Raw genomic sequence first — 14,286 nt, 5'->3', positions numbered from 1 at the left:
CTGTGTGTCGATAGGCACGGGGATGTTGTGAGCCCGTATTGCGAAGATAAAAGTCTGAAAATGCTCGAGGGGAGGACGCGCGGGAGCGCTCATTTTCAGTGCTCGGCTTCCAACTCCCTGATGCGGATCATCGTGCGCATAACGGTGTCTGGTGTGAGCGAGATGCTGTCGATGCCTTGTTTGACAAGAAACTCGGCGATTTCTGGATAGTCAGACGGCCCCTGGCCGCAGATGCCCGAGTGCTTCTGGTTCCGTTTGGCGCCCTGTACGGCTTGGCTAAGGAAGGCCATGACGCCGGGGTCGCGCTCGTCGAACTCGAAGGCTACCATTGCCGAGTCCCGGTCCACACCGAGGGCCAGCTGTGTCAGATCGTTGGAGCCGATGGAGAACCCGTCGAAGCGTTTGGCGAACTCATCGATTTGAATGACGTTATTGGGTATCTCGCACATCACGTAGACCTTGAGGCCATTCTCGCCGCGTTTGAGACCATATTCCTCCATGACAGCGAGGACACGGTCGGCTTCATCCACACGGCGGCAGAACGGGATCATCAGGATGAGGTTGTCGAGCCCCATCTCTTCGCGCACCCGTTTCATAGCGGCGCACTCCAGCGCGAAGCCTTCCTTGTAGGCGTCGTGCGTGTAGCGCGATGCGCCCCGAAACCCGATCATCGGGTTCTCTTCCTCCGGCTCAAAATCTGCGCCCCCGATCAGCGCGGCGTACTCGTTCGACTTGAAGTCTGATAGGCGAACGACGACCGGGCGCGGATAAAACGCTGCAGCGATTGTGCCCACGCCTTCCGACAGCGTGCGCACGAAGAACGATGCGCCATCGCCATCGGCCGCGATCATGTCTTCGATCTGCTTACGCTGAAGCGTGTCCGTGACGCGGTCAGGGTACAAAAGCGCCATCGGGTGCGCTTTGATGTACTCGTTAATGATGAACTCCATGCGCGCCAGACCTACGCCAGCGGCAGGCAAGAAGCTCGTCTTGAAGGCCATCTCGGGGTTGCCGAGATTGATCATCACCTCGGTTTTGGGAGGTTCGAAGCCCTCAAGCTCGGTTACATCGATGCGGAAGGGCACCTTGCCGTCATAGACGCGCCCGACGTCCCCTTCAGCACACGAAACTGTCACCTCCCGGCCGTCCGGCACGGTCTCGGTGGCATTTTCGCAGCCGACAACGGCCGGAATACCCAGTTCGCGCGCAACAATTGCGGCATGGCAGGTGCGCCCGCCGCGGTTGGTGACGATAGCCGCAGCGGTCTTCATCACCGGTTCCCAGTCAGGCGTTGTGGTATCCGAGATCAGGACCTCGCCAGGCTGGAACTCGTGCAGGTGCGCTGTGTCTTTGATGAAGCGTGCCTTGCCGCTGGCAACGTTGGTACCAACCGAGCGTCCGGTGGCCAGGCGGTCGGCGGTCCCTTCAACGACATAGTCTTCGAGCCTGGTTCCAGAAAGTTGCGAAGCGACGGTCTCGGGGCGAGCCTGCACGATGTACAGTTCGCCATCAACACCATCGAGCGCCCACTCCATGTCCATCGGCATCGCGTGGCCACGCTTTTTCGTGTAATGGTTTTCGATCGTGATCGCGTAATCCGCGAGCGTGAGAACCTGCTCGTCCGACAAACAGAACTTGGCCCGGTCCGCGTCCGGCGTTGGCTTGTTGGTGACCGGCTCGCGCGTCGTGCCGTGCGTGTAGACCATCTTGATCTGCTTTGCGCCCAGAACCCGTCGCGTGACCGCCCGTTTGCCCAGCTTGTAGGTGGGTTTGTGGACGTAGAACTCATCAACGTCGACTGAGCCTTGGACAACGTTCTCACCAAGCCCGTACGCTCCCGTGATGAACACCATATCCGGATGGCCGCTCTCGGTGTCGATGGAAAACATCACACCGGCGGACGCGAGATCGGAACGGATCATCTTCATGACGCAGGCTGATAGTGCGACCTTGAAATGGTCAAAGCCGCGATCGATCCGGTAGCTAATCGCCCGATCGGTGAAAAGCGACGCGTTACATCGGCGGACGGCGTCGAGCACCATTTCCGCTCCCGAAATATTCAGGTAGGTGTCGTGCTGGCCTGCAAAACTGGCGTTTGGCAAGTCTTCTGCAGTTGCCGAGGACCGGACGGCCAGGGAAAAGTCGGCGCCATACTCCTCTTCCATAAGCGCGTAGGCAGCTAGGATTTCCTGTTTCGTCTGATCAGTCAGCCCAGCGGCATAAACAATATCACGGCAACGTTTGCCGGCGCGGGCCAACGCCTTCACATCGGTCTTGTCGAGATTATCGAGTTCGGCATGCAAGGCATCCCAAGCTCCAGCCTGGGTTATCGCATCGTTGAAAGCGTCTGCAGTTACGGCAAAGCCGTTTGCCTGTTTGACTCCCAGCGGAAGCAATTCGCGGTACATTTCGCCCAACGAGGCGTTCTTGCCACCAACCAGCGGTACGTCGTCGATCGTTAGCTCCTCGAACCATCGTATGGTGCGTGCGCCGGGCTGCACGCGGCTGGTTGCGGCAGTCTCAAAAGGGGCGTTTTGGTTCATCCGGAGCTCCTTTAATCACCGAACTTCGTTAGGCAGCGGAAGACGCTTCAAAGCACAAGCGTCAAACGGTTATTGCGCTTGATGCTGTCTAATCTTCTTGACGTGACACCATTACGAATGCATTAGAATGAGCTTGTCTATACGCGTCACCCGGTATGCCGAAACCGGTTTTTTTCTGGGTTTTGCGCATTCAGAGTGAAAAGCGACGCAAGGTGGTAAGAGCCACAATGTCCGAGCGATGCAACCACCGTTAGCGTTGTGTTGTGAGAAGCTGTCGACGGAGTGATCGAATGCTGAAGCACCACCCGCATACCGAATCCATCTTGGAGGGTCCCTGGCATGGGTTCGTGTCCGGGCGCTGGTCCAACGAAATCGACGTCCGCGATTTCATCCAACGCAATTACAGCCCTTATGACGGCGACGGCGTCTTTCTTGCAGATGCGACTCCCCGGACATCTGCGGTCTGGAAGCAGGTGCTCGAGCTGTACGCCGAAGAGCGCAAACGGGGCGTCCTCGACGTTGACCCGAAGACGCCCTCATCCTTAACGGCATTCGGTCCCGGTTACATCGACAAGGGCAAGGAGAAGATCGTTGGCCTGCAAACTGATGCTCCGCTCAAGCGCGCAATCTTCCCAAATGGCGGCATCCACATGGTGGATGATGCGCTGAAGGCCTATGGTTTTGAGCCCGACAGCGAGATCGAGACGATCTTCACGGACTATCGGAAGACCCACAATCAAGGCGTGTTCGACGCTTATACCACCGAGATCAAGAAGGCCCGCCACTGTGGTGTGGTGACGGGATTGCCGGACGCGTATGGCCGGGGTCGCATCATTGGCGATTACCGGCGGGTCGCCCTGTACGGAGTGGACGCGCTCATCGCCGACAAGCGCGATCAACAGCTCTCACTCGAACGCGATGTGATGGACGAGGACACGATCCGTCAGCGTGAAGAGATCAGTGATCAGATACGCGCGCTGCAAGATCTGAAGGTTATGGCGCAAGGCTATGGCTTCGACATATCGCAGCCCGCCAAAACAGCGCATGAAGCGGTCCAATGGACCTATTTCGCCTATCTGGGAGCGATCAAGGATCAAAATGGTGCAGCGATGTCCGTTGGGCGAGTCGCCACGTTTCTCGATATCTACCTTGCGCGCGACATAGCCGACGGTTCGCTGTCAGAATCCGAAGCGCAGGAGCTGATAGACGACCTCGTCATAAAGCTTCGGCTGGTGCGTTTTTTGCGCACGCCCGGCTACAACGCGTTGTTTACCGGCGATCCGATATGGGCGACCGAATGCATCGGTGGGATGGGCGAAGACGGGCGCCCTCTCGTCACCAAGACGAGCTTCCGCTTCCTCCAGACACTTTACAACCTTGGTCCCGCGCCGGAGCCCAACCTGACCGTGTTGTGGTCGAACGATTTGCCCACCGCGTTCAAGGACTTTTGTGCTCAGACGTCGATCGATACCTCATCAATTCAGTATGAGAACGACGATCTGATGCGGCCTTACTGGGGCGATGACTACGGCATTGCGTGCTGTGTTTCAGCGATGCGTATCGGCAAGCAGATGCAGTTCTTCGGCGCACGCGTGAACCTCGCAAAGGCTTTGCTGTACGCGATCAACGGAGGGCGTGATGAAGTTTCCGGCGATCAGGTGGGCCCAGCCATAGAGCCGATCACCGGCGATGTGCTCGAGTATGACGAGGTTCGTGAGAAGTACGACCAGTTCGTTGACTGGCTCGCCAAGGTCTATGTGCAGGCGCTCAATATAATCCACTATATGCACGACAAGTACAATTATGAGCGGCTCGAAATGGCGCTGCATGACCGCGACGTATACCGCACGATGGCGTGCGGTATTGCAGGTCTTTCAGTGGTCGCCGACAGTCTTGCCGCGATCAAGTATGGCACCGTCCATGTTGGAAGGAACACCACCGGTCTGGCGGTCGATTACCGGATTGAGGGCTCGGATATTCCCGCCTTCGGTAACAACGATCCGCGCGTCGATGACCTTGCCGCTGAGCTCGTTGAAAGCTTCATGAACAAGGTTCGTCAGAATCCCGCCCACCGTGGGTCGGTGCATACCCAATCCGTTCTGACAATCACCTCTAACGTCGTCTACGGAAAGATGACGGGTGCGACACCCGATGGGCGACGGTCGGGGGAACCGTTCGCGCCGGGGGCTAATCCCATGCATGGCCGCGACAAACTCGGAGCGATTGCATCCGCAACGTCTGTTGCAAAGCTGCCCTATGAACATGCCCAAGACGGTATCTCCTACACCTTCTCAATTGTTCCAGAGGGTCTTGGTCGTGCAGCCGAGGACCGGGTATCTAATCTTCGAACCATCCTGTCGAAATTTACCGATGACGGTGGCCACCACATCAATGTCAACGTCTTTAATCGCGAGACGCTGCGCGATGCGATGCAGAATCCCGAGAAGTACCCGCAACTGACCGTTCGCGTCTCGGGCTACGCTGTGAACTTCATCAAGCTGACGCGCGAACAGCAGGAGGAGGTCCTCAAACGGACCTTCCACGAGGAACTCGGCGCTGCCTGAACTGCGAGACCGAGAAAGCTTCGCGCACCTGGCGAGCCACCGCTACGCGATTCAAAAGCGCGCGATGCAGACTTCGGGTGTCGTGCGGCTGCCTCGTGATCGCCTGGCCAAAGAGGCGGGCTACATTCATTCCATCGAGACCGGAGGGACATTGGATGGCCCCGGCATACGCTTCGTGGCCTTCCTCTCCGGTTGCCACTTCCGCTGCCAATATTGCCACAACCCCGATACGTGGAAGCTCAAGCACGGGCTTCATGTGACGGCTGACGATATGATGGCGGAAGTCGAGCGGTACGCGGACTTCCTCATCAAGTACGGCGGCGGCGTAACCTTGTCTGGCGGCGAGGTGATGGTGCAAGCGCCGTTCGTGGCGACGATCGTGCGAAAGATGAAGAGACGAGGGCTGCATGTCGCGCTCGATACCAATGGTTATCTCGGCGAGGCCGTACCGTCCGGGCTTCTGGAGGACGTTGATCTTTGGCTTCTCGATCTCAAGGCCTTTGATGAGAAGATCCACCACCGCGTCACTGGCCAATCTAATGCTCCGGTTCTACATTTTGCGAAGCGCCTATCGGACGCTGGCAAGACCATGTGGATCCGATTTGTCCTCGTCCCTGACCTGACGGACGACGAAGACGACGTCGCCGCTTTGGCGGATTTCATCGCATCACTGGAGACAGTCGACCGGGTCGAAGTGCTCAAGTTCCACCAGATGGGCGCTTATAAATGGCGTGAGCTAGGTTTGCCTTACCCGCTGTCTGAAACCAAACCGCCAGACGACGTGCTTTTGAACCGGGTACATCGGCAGTTCGCGTCTCGTGGTCTAAGGGTCTACTAATGGTTTTCTTGTCGTCCCGCCCACTGGCGCCAGCAAGGAGCGTATCGGCGTTGCAAAACCAAATATGGATAAAACGGGGAGCCGTGTTCCTCAACAGCACCCCAAAGTTCGTTTCGGCTGGAGCTTCTACCTTTCAGAGGATGCTTGGCGGAAACCGAGGGACAACGAACACCGGCCGGTATTGCCCATATCATGCATAGGGAGAGAGCTCGCGCTCGAGAACGCAGCCGTTGCCAGGCTCAGTGAGTATTTCGCCATCATTCATCGCCAGCCGACCGCCAAAAACAACCATCTTCGGCCAGCCGGTCACCTCAAAGCCTTCCCACGGCGTGTAGTCGGCACCGTGATGTAAGTCCTGTTGGCGGATCGTGCGTTTTTCGTTGGGATCCCAAATCGTCAGGTCTGCATCGAAGCCGATCCCGATTGAGCCCTTTTTCGGGTAGAGACCATACATGCGTGCATGATTGGTCGAGGTCAGTGCTACGAACTGCTGCAGCGAAATGCGGCCTTTCGAGACGCCTTCGGAGAAGAACACAGGCAGCCGCGTCTCAACTCCAGGTATTCCGTTCGGAACCCAGCGAAACGAGGTCCGCGCTTTCGGGTTTTGTTTACCGTCGGTGCCTTCGTAACGGAATGGGCAATGATCCGACGAGAAAGTGTGGAATACGCCTTGCTGAATGCCTTCCCAGATCGCCTTTTGGCTCTCCTCGTCGCGCGGAGGTGGCGAGCAAACGTATTTTGCTCCTGCCATATCCATGTTGAGCCCGCGCATGTCGTCTTCAGTTAGCGTTATGTACTGCGTACAGGTTTCGCCATAGATCTTCATGCCACGGGATTTCGCCCACTGGATTTGCTCCATCGCCTCGCGGCCTGACACGTGCACAATCATAATTGGCACATCAACCAATTGGGCGTGGCTGATGGCGCGGTGTGCAGCCTCACGTTCGACGATCTCGGGGCGGGATATGCCATGGTAGTAGGGAGCTGTTTTGTCAGCGTTCTCCAGCCTCTCGGTCATAAAGCGGATGGCGTCGTAGCCCTCGCAATGGACCATGACGAGGGCTTTCTCGCGCCGCGCCACGTCGAACACTTCCAGCAGTTCTTTGTCGCTCAAGACGAGATCATCATACGTCATGAACACCTTGAACGAGGTATAACCATCCTTGACCAAAGCTGGCAGCTCCTGGCCCAGCACCTGTTGGGTTGGATCAGAAATGATGAGGTGGAACGACGTGTCGATATGGCATCGCCCCTCCGCTTTTTTCCGATAGGATTCAACACTTTCGCGTAAGCTGTTTCCGCGCTCCTGAAGTGCGAAGGGCATAATGCAAGTGTTGCCGCCAGCCAGCGCAGCGCGTGTCGCAGACTCGAAATCGTCCGCCATCACGATTCCGGGGCCTGATGGCTGTTCAATGTGAACATGGCTGTCGATCCCGCCAGGAAGCACCAGGAGGCCGGACGCGTCGATCTCTTCAGCTGCACTGGAAAGGCTCTCTCCCAGTGCGACGATCTTGCCTTCCGTGATGCCGACATCTGCCTTCATCGTGTCGCTTGCGGTGACGACCGTTCCGCCACGGACCACCAAATCAAATTCCGGCATAGTCTTTCTCCCGTCCGGTTTCCTTGAGGCCTGAAGCGGAAAGGGCACCGTCAAGCAAGTCCCATTCCACTTGGGACAATTCTGGTTGGGGTGGGCGAACCGCCGCGCTTGCAAGCAGGCCCATCAGGAACAAGGCACCCTTGATGCGCGCAGTTGCCCGGGCCGCCGGTTGTTCACGGTAGATGGCGCGGGCGAGCGGGTAGATCAGATCGTGTATGGAACGTGCCCGATCCCAATGCTGTGCTGACGCTGCTTCATAAAACCGAACCAGAAGGTCTGGTGCGAGTGCCGCGAGGCTGACCTGGCTGCCGACGCTTCCGATCAGATAGCTTGTCAGCAGGTGCTCATCGCCTGAGCCGAGGACTGCAAAGTCTTTACTTTCAGACTGGAAGTAGCGCCACGTCTCCTCATAGGCGGCAACCTCCCAGCTGCCCTCCTTGATACCGACGATGCGCTCCCGCGCGGCAAGTTCTTTGAGCACGTGAGGTGAGTACGCCATCGCGCCGGCATGAAGTGGTGCTCCGTACAAAAGCAGCGGCAGGGAACATGCGTGTTCGACAAAGTGGTGATGAATTGCCGCGGAACGCTCGTCATGCGCGAGTGCGAAGCTGTTCGGCGGGAATACAAGAAGGATGTCTGCACCCGCCGTTTCGGCATCTTCCGCGTCACGTGCGGCTTGGAGGCTGGATTCTGCATTGACTCCGGAACAGATCAGGCAGTCCTGCGGCGCCACCTCGCGTGCGATTGCGATCACGCGTCTCTTTTCAGCGCTTGAAAGCACTGTGTTTTCGCCGGCGTGTCCGTTCACCAGCAGGCCGCGAATGCCCGGGGTATGCGAAACCCAGACGATGTGGTCTCGCAGCGCGCCTTCATCGAGATCAAAAGCACTCGTCATCGGTACAACGGTCGCCGCGTGAATGCCTTGCAGGCGATCGTGTATCGAGCTGTTCATGCAACGCCTTCCGCAATACGTTGGGGCGGCGTGCGCGCGAGAAGCAATCGATCTATAGGAAACAGCGGCCTTTCAGGTTCCCTACCGAGAAGGTGATCAGCCAGGAGTTTTGCGATGTAGGGACCACTGGTGTAGCCAGAGTGGATCGACCCACAGACGTACGCACCATCGACGTTAGGCACTGGGCCAACCATGGGCATGGCATCTTCGGTTTCGGCCTCATACCCTGTCCATGCTCGCAGCAGCTTTGCATCTCTCAGTTGCGGGATCGTATGGATTGCGAGCCGCGTATTGCCGACGACTTGATCTGGCAAGACCGTGCCCCGGTCACGATCCTTATCGCCGCGTGCTTGCCAACCCCCGCCAATAACGACAGAGCCGTGTGGAAACTGCTTGAGCGACAGGAGCCCGCTGGCTATTCCTAGGACAGTCCGCATCACGGGCTTTATCGGTGTGGTTACCGCGAGTTGGTTGACGAGCACCTTGACGGGAACTTTTACGCCGAGCCAACCAAGCATCGTTTCCAGCCAAACGCCGCCAGCAAGGACTAAGCGTCGAGCGCGAACGCGACGCATAGCGGAAACGATTGTGAAGCTGTTTTGGCCCTGTTCAATTCCCTTGACCGGGCAGCCCTCGTAGAGGGTCACCCCTGCCTGTTCTAAGGCGTTTCGATACGCGCGGCCGGTCAAATAAGCAGCGGCATAGCCATCGACTGTACAGTGTGCAGCTACCCTGATGCCGTCTCCAAGGCCTGGTTCGATCTGTTTTGCGCGGTGCGCAGTAATTAGCTCGATTGGTGCCCCTGCCTCCCGGCGCAGGTTCGCACGTTCAACAAGGATTTCTTCCTCGTTTTCGGTGAATGCCAAAGACAGCCCATCGCAAACCTGCACACCAACATCGTGCCCCAGCCACGACTGCGCATTTGCCCACATGCGGTGACCTTCCAGCGCGTACGGGATCAGCGCCACGCGGGTCATCTGCATCGTGAGCGTGCCAGCGTTGGTGCCCGATGCCTCACGGCAAATGGGGCCGCGATCAATTAATCCGACATTCATTCCGCCCCGCGCAGCGAAAAGCGCAACTGTTGACCCGAGAACGCCCCCGCCAACGACCACCAGATCGTGGTTATCTGTTGCAAGGTTGCTCATAGGGGCGCGGGCCTCGGTATTGGAATATCTGCGTAATCAAATGTTCCTGCGAGAGTGGACAGGTCGACCATCTCCAACGGCGGTCGCATAGTCCAGCGTCCCACGTCGCTACGGCACACGCTGAGATGTTGCGCCATCAGCCTGGCGGTAATTTCTTCGCAAGGACGGCCTTGGCAAACACCCATACCCATGCGCGTGAACTGCTTAAGCTGGTTCATATCCTGGGCACCTGCATCAATGGCTTTCCTCAAATCGCCTACGGTCTGCGGTTCAAAGCGACAAACCTGAAGGTCCGGCGGCAAATCAGATAGTTCGCTGGCCCAGACCGGTTGTTTTGCTACGTCCAAACGGTCGCCATCGCCCGCTCCAAATTCGTTGCTTGTCACCCAATGCGTGCCTTCGGCGGCATCTTTCGCGACCTGTGTTCCGAGGGCGCAAGCTCTGCTTTCTTCTCTTGGAATGGAGTAAAGCCCTGAAACGGTCGTTCGCCCAAACGCGTCACAGGTCGCCGCCTCACCGTCGCCACTTGAGAGGAAGGACATTTGAGCGCCGAGCAACCGCGGAATTTCATCGCGCCAGGTTAAACCGTCGTGGACGAAGATTACGTCGGCTTCCAGCGCTCGGGGCGTGGCCCATGTGGTGCCGTTAGGCGCGATCAAAGTACCTTCGACGCTATCCGTTCCAACCGCTTCGATGATCCTGTAGTCGTCGTAGACGGGAATATGGCGCCCGCTAAGCTCTGCTCTGACCGTGCTTTCCACCTGATCGTTTGAAGCGCCGCCGCCATCGACGCAAACAACGGCGGTCGGAACCGCCCCGCTTGCTAGACACGACGCAATGCCCGACCAGAAAGCGTCGCCGCGACCAGCCAAGATCGCTCTGGCTGACTTGCCGCGATTGACTAAGCGCACGCCTTCGCCAAGTGCCATGACACCGCCAAGCGCCCAGCCGGGAAATGGGACTACGATCTCGATTGGCACCGCTTCTGCAGCTATCCGCTGAGTGAGAAAGGACTTCGCGCCATCTCCTCCAATAACATCCACGCGGAAACCGACGCCCGGCGCTGGAATGACCGACCACACGGTCTCTTCAGATTCGGCAAGGATCGGGTCGGCGAGAAAAGCGGACGCTTCGCAGCTTCGATTGATCTGCTTTGTCTTGAGGCCGCATCCCTGTGCCGCCTCGGCTGTTTGCCGGGCGACCTGGGTTGTACCCAACACGACCAGATCGAACTGTCCTGGTGTTCCTATCATTGCGGCACCACGCGGGGCGTTTCAATGTTTTGCGCGTTGGGCGAGCGCGGGGCGTGAACGAGTTTTTTCTCCGCCGCCTTACCGGCGCGCGCGAAGGACCAGGAAATAATGAAATAGAGGACCAGAACGGTTCCGTAGCAGATCAGCGCGGAGAACCCGCGCTGGTTGAGCATTCGCGCGGCAAAGGTCAACTCAAGGAACCCGATCTGCGAAATGAGCGACGTTTCTTTGATCATGCTGACCGTATGGATCGTGGAGGGCGGCAGGATGATTTTCCACGCTTGCGGAAGGATGACCCGAAACAGGGTCGAGATCGGCGTCATGTTCATCGAGATGGCCGCTTCCCACTGGCGCGGATTGATCGCGTCATAGCCAGCCCTGATGTTCTCTGCCGCCAAGGCTGACATGCGCAGCGCTACGGCGGTCGTAGCAATGATAAACAGTGTCACCTCTGCGCCCGAAAGTTGGAAAGCAAAGAACACGCATAGGAGAAGGACCAGAAACGGGATCCGTCGAACCATCTCGGTGTAGGTGATCAAGAACCATCGCAGTGGTCCGACCGGGTTGATGAGCGCGACACGCAGCGTGGCAATGATGAAGCCGATCAGGTAGCCGATCAGGCAACCGAAAAACGACACCATTAGCGTGTTGAGTGCGGCTTCACCCAGAAAAATGAGGTTCCAATAGGTGTAAAACCTTGGTGCCTCTTCGAACAGGCGACCGATTGCATCCACGATCAGAAGACCTTCACTTTGACGCGGAAAAAGTAGCGCCCAAGGGCGTAAAGGATGACAGACGCCACAATCGTGAGGCCGATATAGATCAGCGCCGTGACCGAGAAAATTTCGAAAGAGCGGAAGCTGATCGCGTTGGCGTTCAGCGCACGACCCGTTAATTCCTCGACCCCAAAAATGGCGGCCATCGACGTGCCCAGCGTCATCAGAATGTAGTGGTTGGAAAGGGCTGGATAGAGCGCCCGGATAATATGTGGCGCGATGACGTACCAAACTGTTTGAACCCGCGAGAAGCCAAGCGTTTCAGCGGCCTCGACTTCAGCTCTTTGGATGGATTGGAAGCCCGCCCGTTGAATTTCCGTCAGGTAGCCAGCCGCGTTCAGCGTCATGCCCAGAAGAACCGCCTGATACGGGCTGAGCAGGATACCGAATTCCGGCAATGCGAAGAATAGAAAGAAGATCTGGACCAGCTGCGGCGTGTTGGTAAAAAAGCTCACATAGCACCGCACGGCGATACGTGCCGGCATGTTGCCATATGTGATGGTTGCAGCCCCAACGAGCCCCAAAATAACCCCGATAAGAAACGCCAGAACCGAAAGCTCGAGCGCAACGAGCGCACCGGCGAAAAAGTCAGGGATATATTGGACAATCTGCCCGTACTGCAGCTGCATAAGCATCAGTGCCAGGACGTGCCGCAAGCCATGACGACGGCGTCGTGCAGTCCTAGCAATCCAGTGTTGCTTCTCAGGTGTGGATAGCCGCCCAGAAGCTTGTTGAGATCAGAAGATTGGATTGAGCGGCACGGGAGTTTGCATGGGCACACCGAACCACTTTTCCCAGGTGGCATCAACAAACCCATTCTGGTGCAGCTCGAACAACGCGATGTTCATGAAGTCGCGCAGTGTATGGTTGCCCTTTTGAACGCCAACGCCAACCCATGTGTTGCTTATCGTCTCGTCCAGAATGCGCCAGCCCACACCCTCGACTTCCTGCATCGGAATGACGACGGATTCGATGACGTCGACCATGGCGTCGGCCCGTCCCTGTTGCATGGCGCGGAAGGTATCGGGGTAGTTGTCGAGGAGCGTCAGCTGGGCTTCCGGCGCGTTGGCTTCGATCCATGGCACGCCAATAGTTCCGCGCACCTGAACGAGCCGGACCTCAGGGTTGTTGAGATCGGCCAGGCTGTTGATCGGGACAGACGTTTCATCCTTTGTCAGGACGGCTACCGTCTGTGTGTGCAGGGGAATGGTGTAATCAATTACGAGCGCGCGGGAAACTGTACGGGTGATCGCGCCGAGGACGATATCGATCCGATCAGCTTGTAGGAACGGAATGCGGTCCGGGCTGCCGACTTGAACGATCTCCAGTTCCACGTTCATCAATCTGGCGAGTTCTTTTGCGATGTCGGCATCAAAACCGTCGATCTCGTTTCGGTCATTGAATGTACCGAACGGCACCAGCGTCGGGTTGATGCCAGCGCGCAGTGTTGATGATGAAAGCACGTCTTCAAGCGGACGGGCACTGGCCTGTTGCGTCGTCGCGGCAAGCGCTGGAATCGCCGCCGCACCGGCAGCCATGCCAAGAGCTGCACGGCGGGTGAAAAGGTTGGTATCCTTAGTTTTCTTGTGGTCTGTCATCGCTCGCGCTCCCAACTTTTGTGTTCACATTGCATACAATGCTTGTACAATTTTGCGATAGAGACTAGGCACTTTTTGTATGTCGATGCAAGTTGTCTTTGCAGGGTTGACGCCGGTTGGTGGCAGGGAAAACCCTTCGGCGGTTTGATCGAAGTCGGTAAAGTCAAGCGTGCTGGCTCGGAACTCATCTGAGCAAACTTGCGCGCTACACTCTGTCCAGCCAAGTAATTTGAGGCCGGCATGCGAGACAACGAGACGAGGATTTATGGCCTATCTTTCAGTCGACGGCATAAGCGCCGGGTATGGCAACGTCCCCGTGCTCAGGGATGTAAACATTGCCATCGAAAAGGGTGAGATTGCGGCGCTCATCGGCCCGTCGGGGTCTGGCAAGTCGACGCTTCTGCGAGCCCTAGTTGGCTTGTCTCGACCTAAGACCGGCGTTGTGCGGATTGGTGGAGAGACCATTGATTACGCCGACGGTAAGTCGCTCCGGAAGGCGCGAGATCGATTTGCCATCGTCTTTCAGCAATACAATCTGTTTCAGAATATGACTGCGTTGCGCAACGTGACCATCGCTCCCGACATCGTAAAAAAACGCAAGAAGACGGAGGTTGAAAATCTGGCTTCTGAGCTCCTCGCAAAGGTCGGTCTTGGGGATAAGCTTGATGCCTATCCAGACGAACTTTCCGGTGGTCAGCAGCAACGCGTTGCAATCGCCCGGGCGCTCGCGCTGAAGCCTGACATATTGTTGCTTGATGAGGTGACGTCCGCTCTCGATCCGGAATTGGTCACTGAGGTCCTTGATACGATCAGGCTCCTTGCCGATGAGGGAATGACCATGCTGATCGTCAGCCACGAGATGGCTTTCGTGCGAGAAGTTGCTGGCTGTGTTGTCTTCATGGACAAAGGGACGGTTGTAGAGTCTGGGCCGCCCGCTCAAGTATTCGACAATCCTGAGACGGATCGCTTGAGGGACTTCACCGCAAAAATCCTTCGCCACTAGTGGCCCCGGGC

The 14,286-nt window shown here is 57.4% G+C and carries 11 protein-coding genes; 3 read left to right on the top strand and 8 right to left on the bottom strand.

The features are described from left to right. Positions 1–95 precede the first annotated feature (95 nt). Positions 96–2,543: a phosphoenolpyruvate synthase gene (ppsA, locus tag AAF739_04675; GenBank protein MEM6381948.1), complete on the bottom strand. Its 2,448-nt coding sequence runs from the start codon at positions 2,541–2,543 to the stop codon at positions 96–98. Positions 2,544–2,833: 290 nt separating this feature from the next. Between ppsA and pflB the strand changes: the two genes are divergently transcribed. Continuing rightward, complete coding sequence (pflB, locus tag AAF739_04670; GenBank protein MEM6381947.1) at positions 2,834–5,107, top strand: formate C-acetyltransferase; 2,274 nt, start codon at positions 2,834–2,836, stop codon at positions 5,105–5,107. A gap of 64 nt (positions 5,108–5,171) precedes the next feature. Next, a complete protein-coding gene (pflA, locus tag AAF739_04665) occupies positions 5,172–5,945 on the top strand; it encodes a pyruvate formate-lyase-activating protein (GenBank protein ID MEM6381946.1) in 774 nt (257 codons plus the stop codon). Between the two features lie 190 nt (positions 5,946–6,135). On the opposite strand, the gene hydA is transcribed toward pflA, so the two are convergent. From hydA to AAF739_04630, 7 genes are all read right to left on the bottom strand, one after another. After that, a complete protein-coding gene (hydA, locus tag AAF739_04660) occupies positions 6,136–7,545 on the bottom strand; it encodes a dihydropyrimidinase (GenBank protein ID MEM6381945.1) in 1,410 nt (469 codons plus the stop codon). Beyond that, entirely contained in the window at positions 7,532–8,497 is a 966-nt protein-coding gene (locus AAF739_04655; protein MEM6381944.1) for a dihydrodipicolinate synthase family protein, read from the bottom strand. Before AAF739_04655 ends, hydA begins: the two co-directional genes overlap by 14 nt. After that, on the bottom strand, positions 8,494–9,645 hold the full coding sequence (locus tag AAF739_04650) for an FAD-binding oxidoreductase (GenBank protein ID MEM6381943.1): 1,152 nt from the start codon (positions 9,643–9,645) through the stop codon (positions 8,494–8,496). Before AAF739_04650 ends, AAF739_04655 begins: the two co-directional genes overlap by 4 nt. Beyond that, positions 9,642–10,898 carry a (2Fe-2S)-binding protein gene (locus AAF739_04645; GenBank protein ID MEM6381942.1) on the bottom strand — a complete coding sequence of 419 codons (1,257 nt, stop codon included), beginning with the start codon at positions 10,896–10,898 and terminating at the stop codon, positions 9,642–9,644. Before AAF739_04645 ends, AAF739_04650 begins: the two co-directional genes overlap by 4 nt. Next, on the bottom strand, positions 10,895–11,632 hold the full coding sequence (locus tag AAF739_04640) for an amino acid ABC transporter permease (GenBank protein ID MEM6381941.1): 738 nt from the start codon (positions 11,630–11,632) through the stop codon (positions 10,895–10,897). Before AAF739_04640 ends, AAF739_04645 begins: the two co-directional genes overlap by 4 nt. A gap of 2 nt (positions 11,633–11,634) precedes the next feature. Next, entirely contained in the window at positions 11,635–12,309 is a 675-nt protein-coding gene (locus tag AAF739_04635; GenBank protein MEM6381940.1) for an amino acid ABC transporter permease, read from the bottom strand. A gap of 102 nt (positions 12,310–12,411) precedes the next feature. After that, on the bottom strand, positions 12,412–13,272 hold the full coding sequence (locus tag AAF739_04630) for a transporter substrate-binding domain-containing protein (protein ID MEM6381939.1): 861 nt from the start codon (positions 13,270–13,272) through the stop codon (positions 12,412–12,414). Positions 13,273–13,537: 265 nt separating this feature from the next. Between AAF739_04630 and AAF739_04625 the strand changes: the two genes are divergently transcribed. Beyond that, entirely contained in the window at positions 13,538–14,275 is a 738-nt protein-coding gene (locus tag AAF739_04625) for an amino acid ABC transporter ATP-binding protein (protein ID MEM6381938.1), read from the top strand. The last annotated feature ends 11 nt before the right edge of the window (positions 14,276–14,286 follow it).

This window comes from Pseudomonadota bacterium, from assembly GCA_039024915.1.
Classification (GTDB): domain Bacteria; phylum Pseudomonadota; class Alphaproteobacteria; order Rhizobiales; family MH13; genus MH13.
This window is presented reverse-complemented; position numbering and strand designations above follow the sequence as displayed.

Excerpts from the sequence above, each read along its gene's own strand:
- AAF739_04630 (MEM6381939.1), bottom strand. The coding sequence starts at position 13,272 with ATGACAGACCACAAGAAAACTAAGGATACCAACCTTTTCACCCGCCGT.
- AAF739_04635 (MEM6381940.1), bottom strand. The coding sequence starts at position 12,309 with ATGCTTATGCAGCTGCAGTACGGGCAGATTGTCCAATATATCCCTGAC.
- AAF739_04625 (MEM6381938.1), top strand. The coding sequence starts at position 13,538 with ATGGCCTATCTTTCAGTCGACGGCATAAGCGCCGGGTATGGCAACGTC.
- pflB (MEM6381947.1), top strand. The coding sequence starts at position 2,834 with ATGCTGAAGCACCACCCGCATACCGAATCCATCTTGGAGGGTCCCTGG.
- hydA (MEM6381945.1), bottom strand. The coding sequence starts at position 7,545 with ATGCCGGAATTTGATTTGGTGGTCCGTGGCGGAACGGTCGTCACCGCA.
- AAF739_04655 (MEM6381944.1), bottom strand. The coding sequence starts at position 8,497 with ATGAACAGCTCGATACACGATCGCCTGCAAGGCATTCACGCGGCGACC.
- pflA (MEM6381946.1), top strand. The coding sequence starts at position 5,172 with ATGCAGACTTCGGGTGTCGTGCGGCTGCCTCGTGATCGCCTGGCCAAA.
- AAF739_04650 (MEM6381943.1), bottom strand. The coding sequence starts at position 9,645 with ATGAGCAACCTTGCAACAGATAACCACGATCTGGTGGTCGTTGGCGGG.
- ppsA (MEM6381948.1), bottom strand. The coding sequence starts at position 2,543 with ATGAACCAAAACGCCCCTTTTGAGACTGCCGCAACCAGCCGCGTGCAG.
- AAF739_04645 (MEM6381942.1), bottom strand. The coding sequence starts at position 10,898 with ATGATAGGAACACCAGGACAGTTCGATCTGGTCGTGTTGGGTACAACC.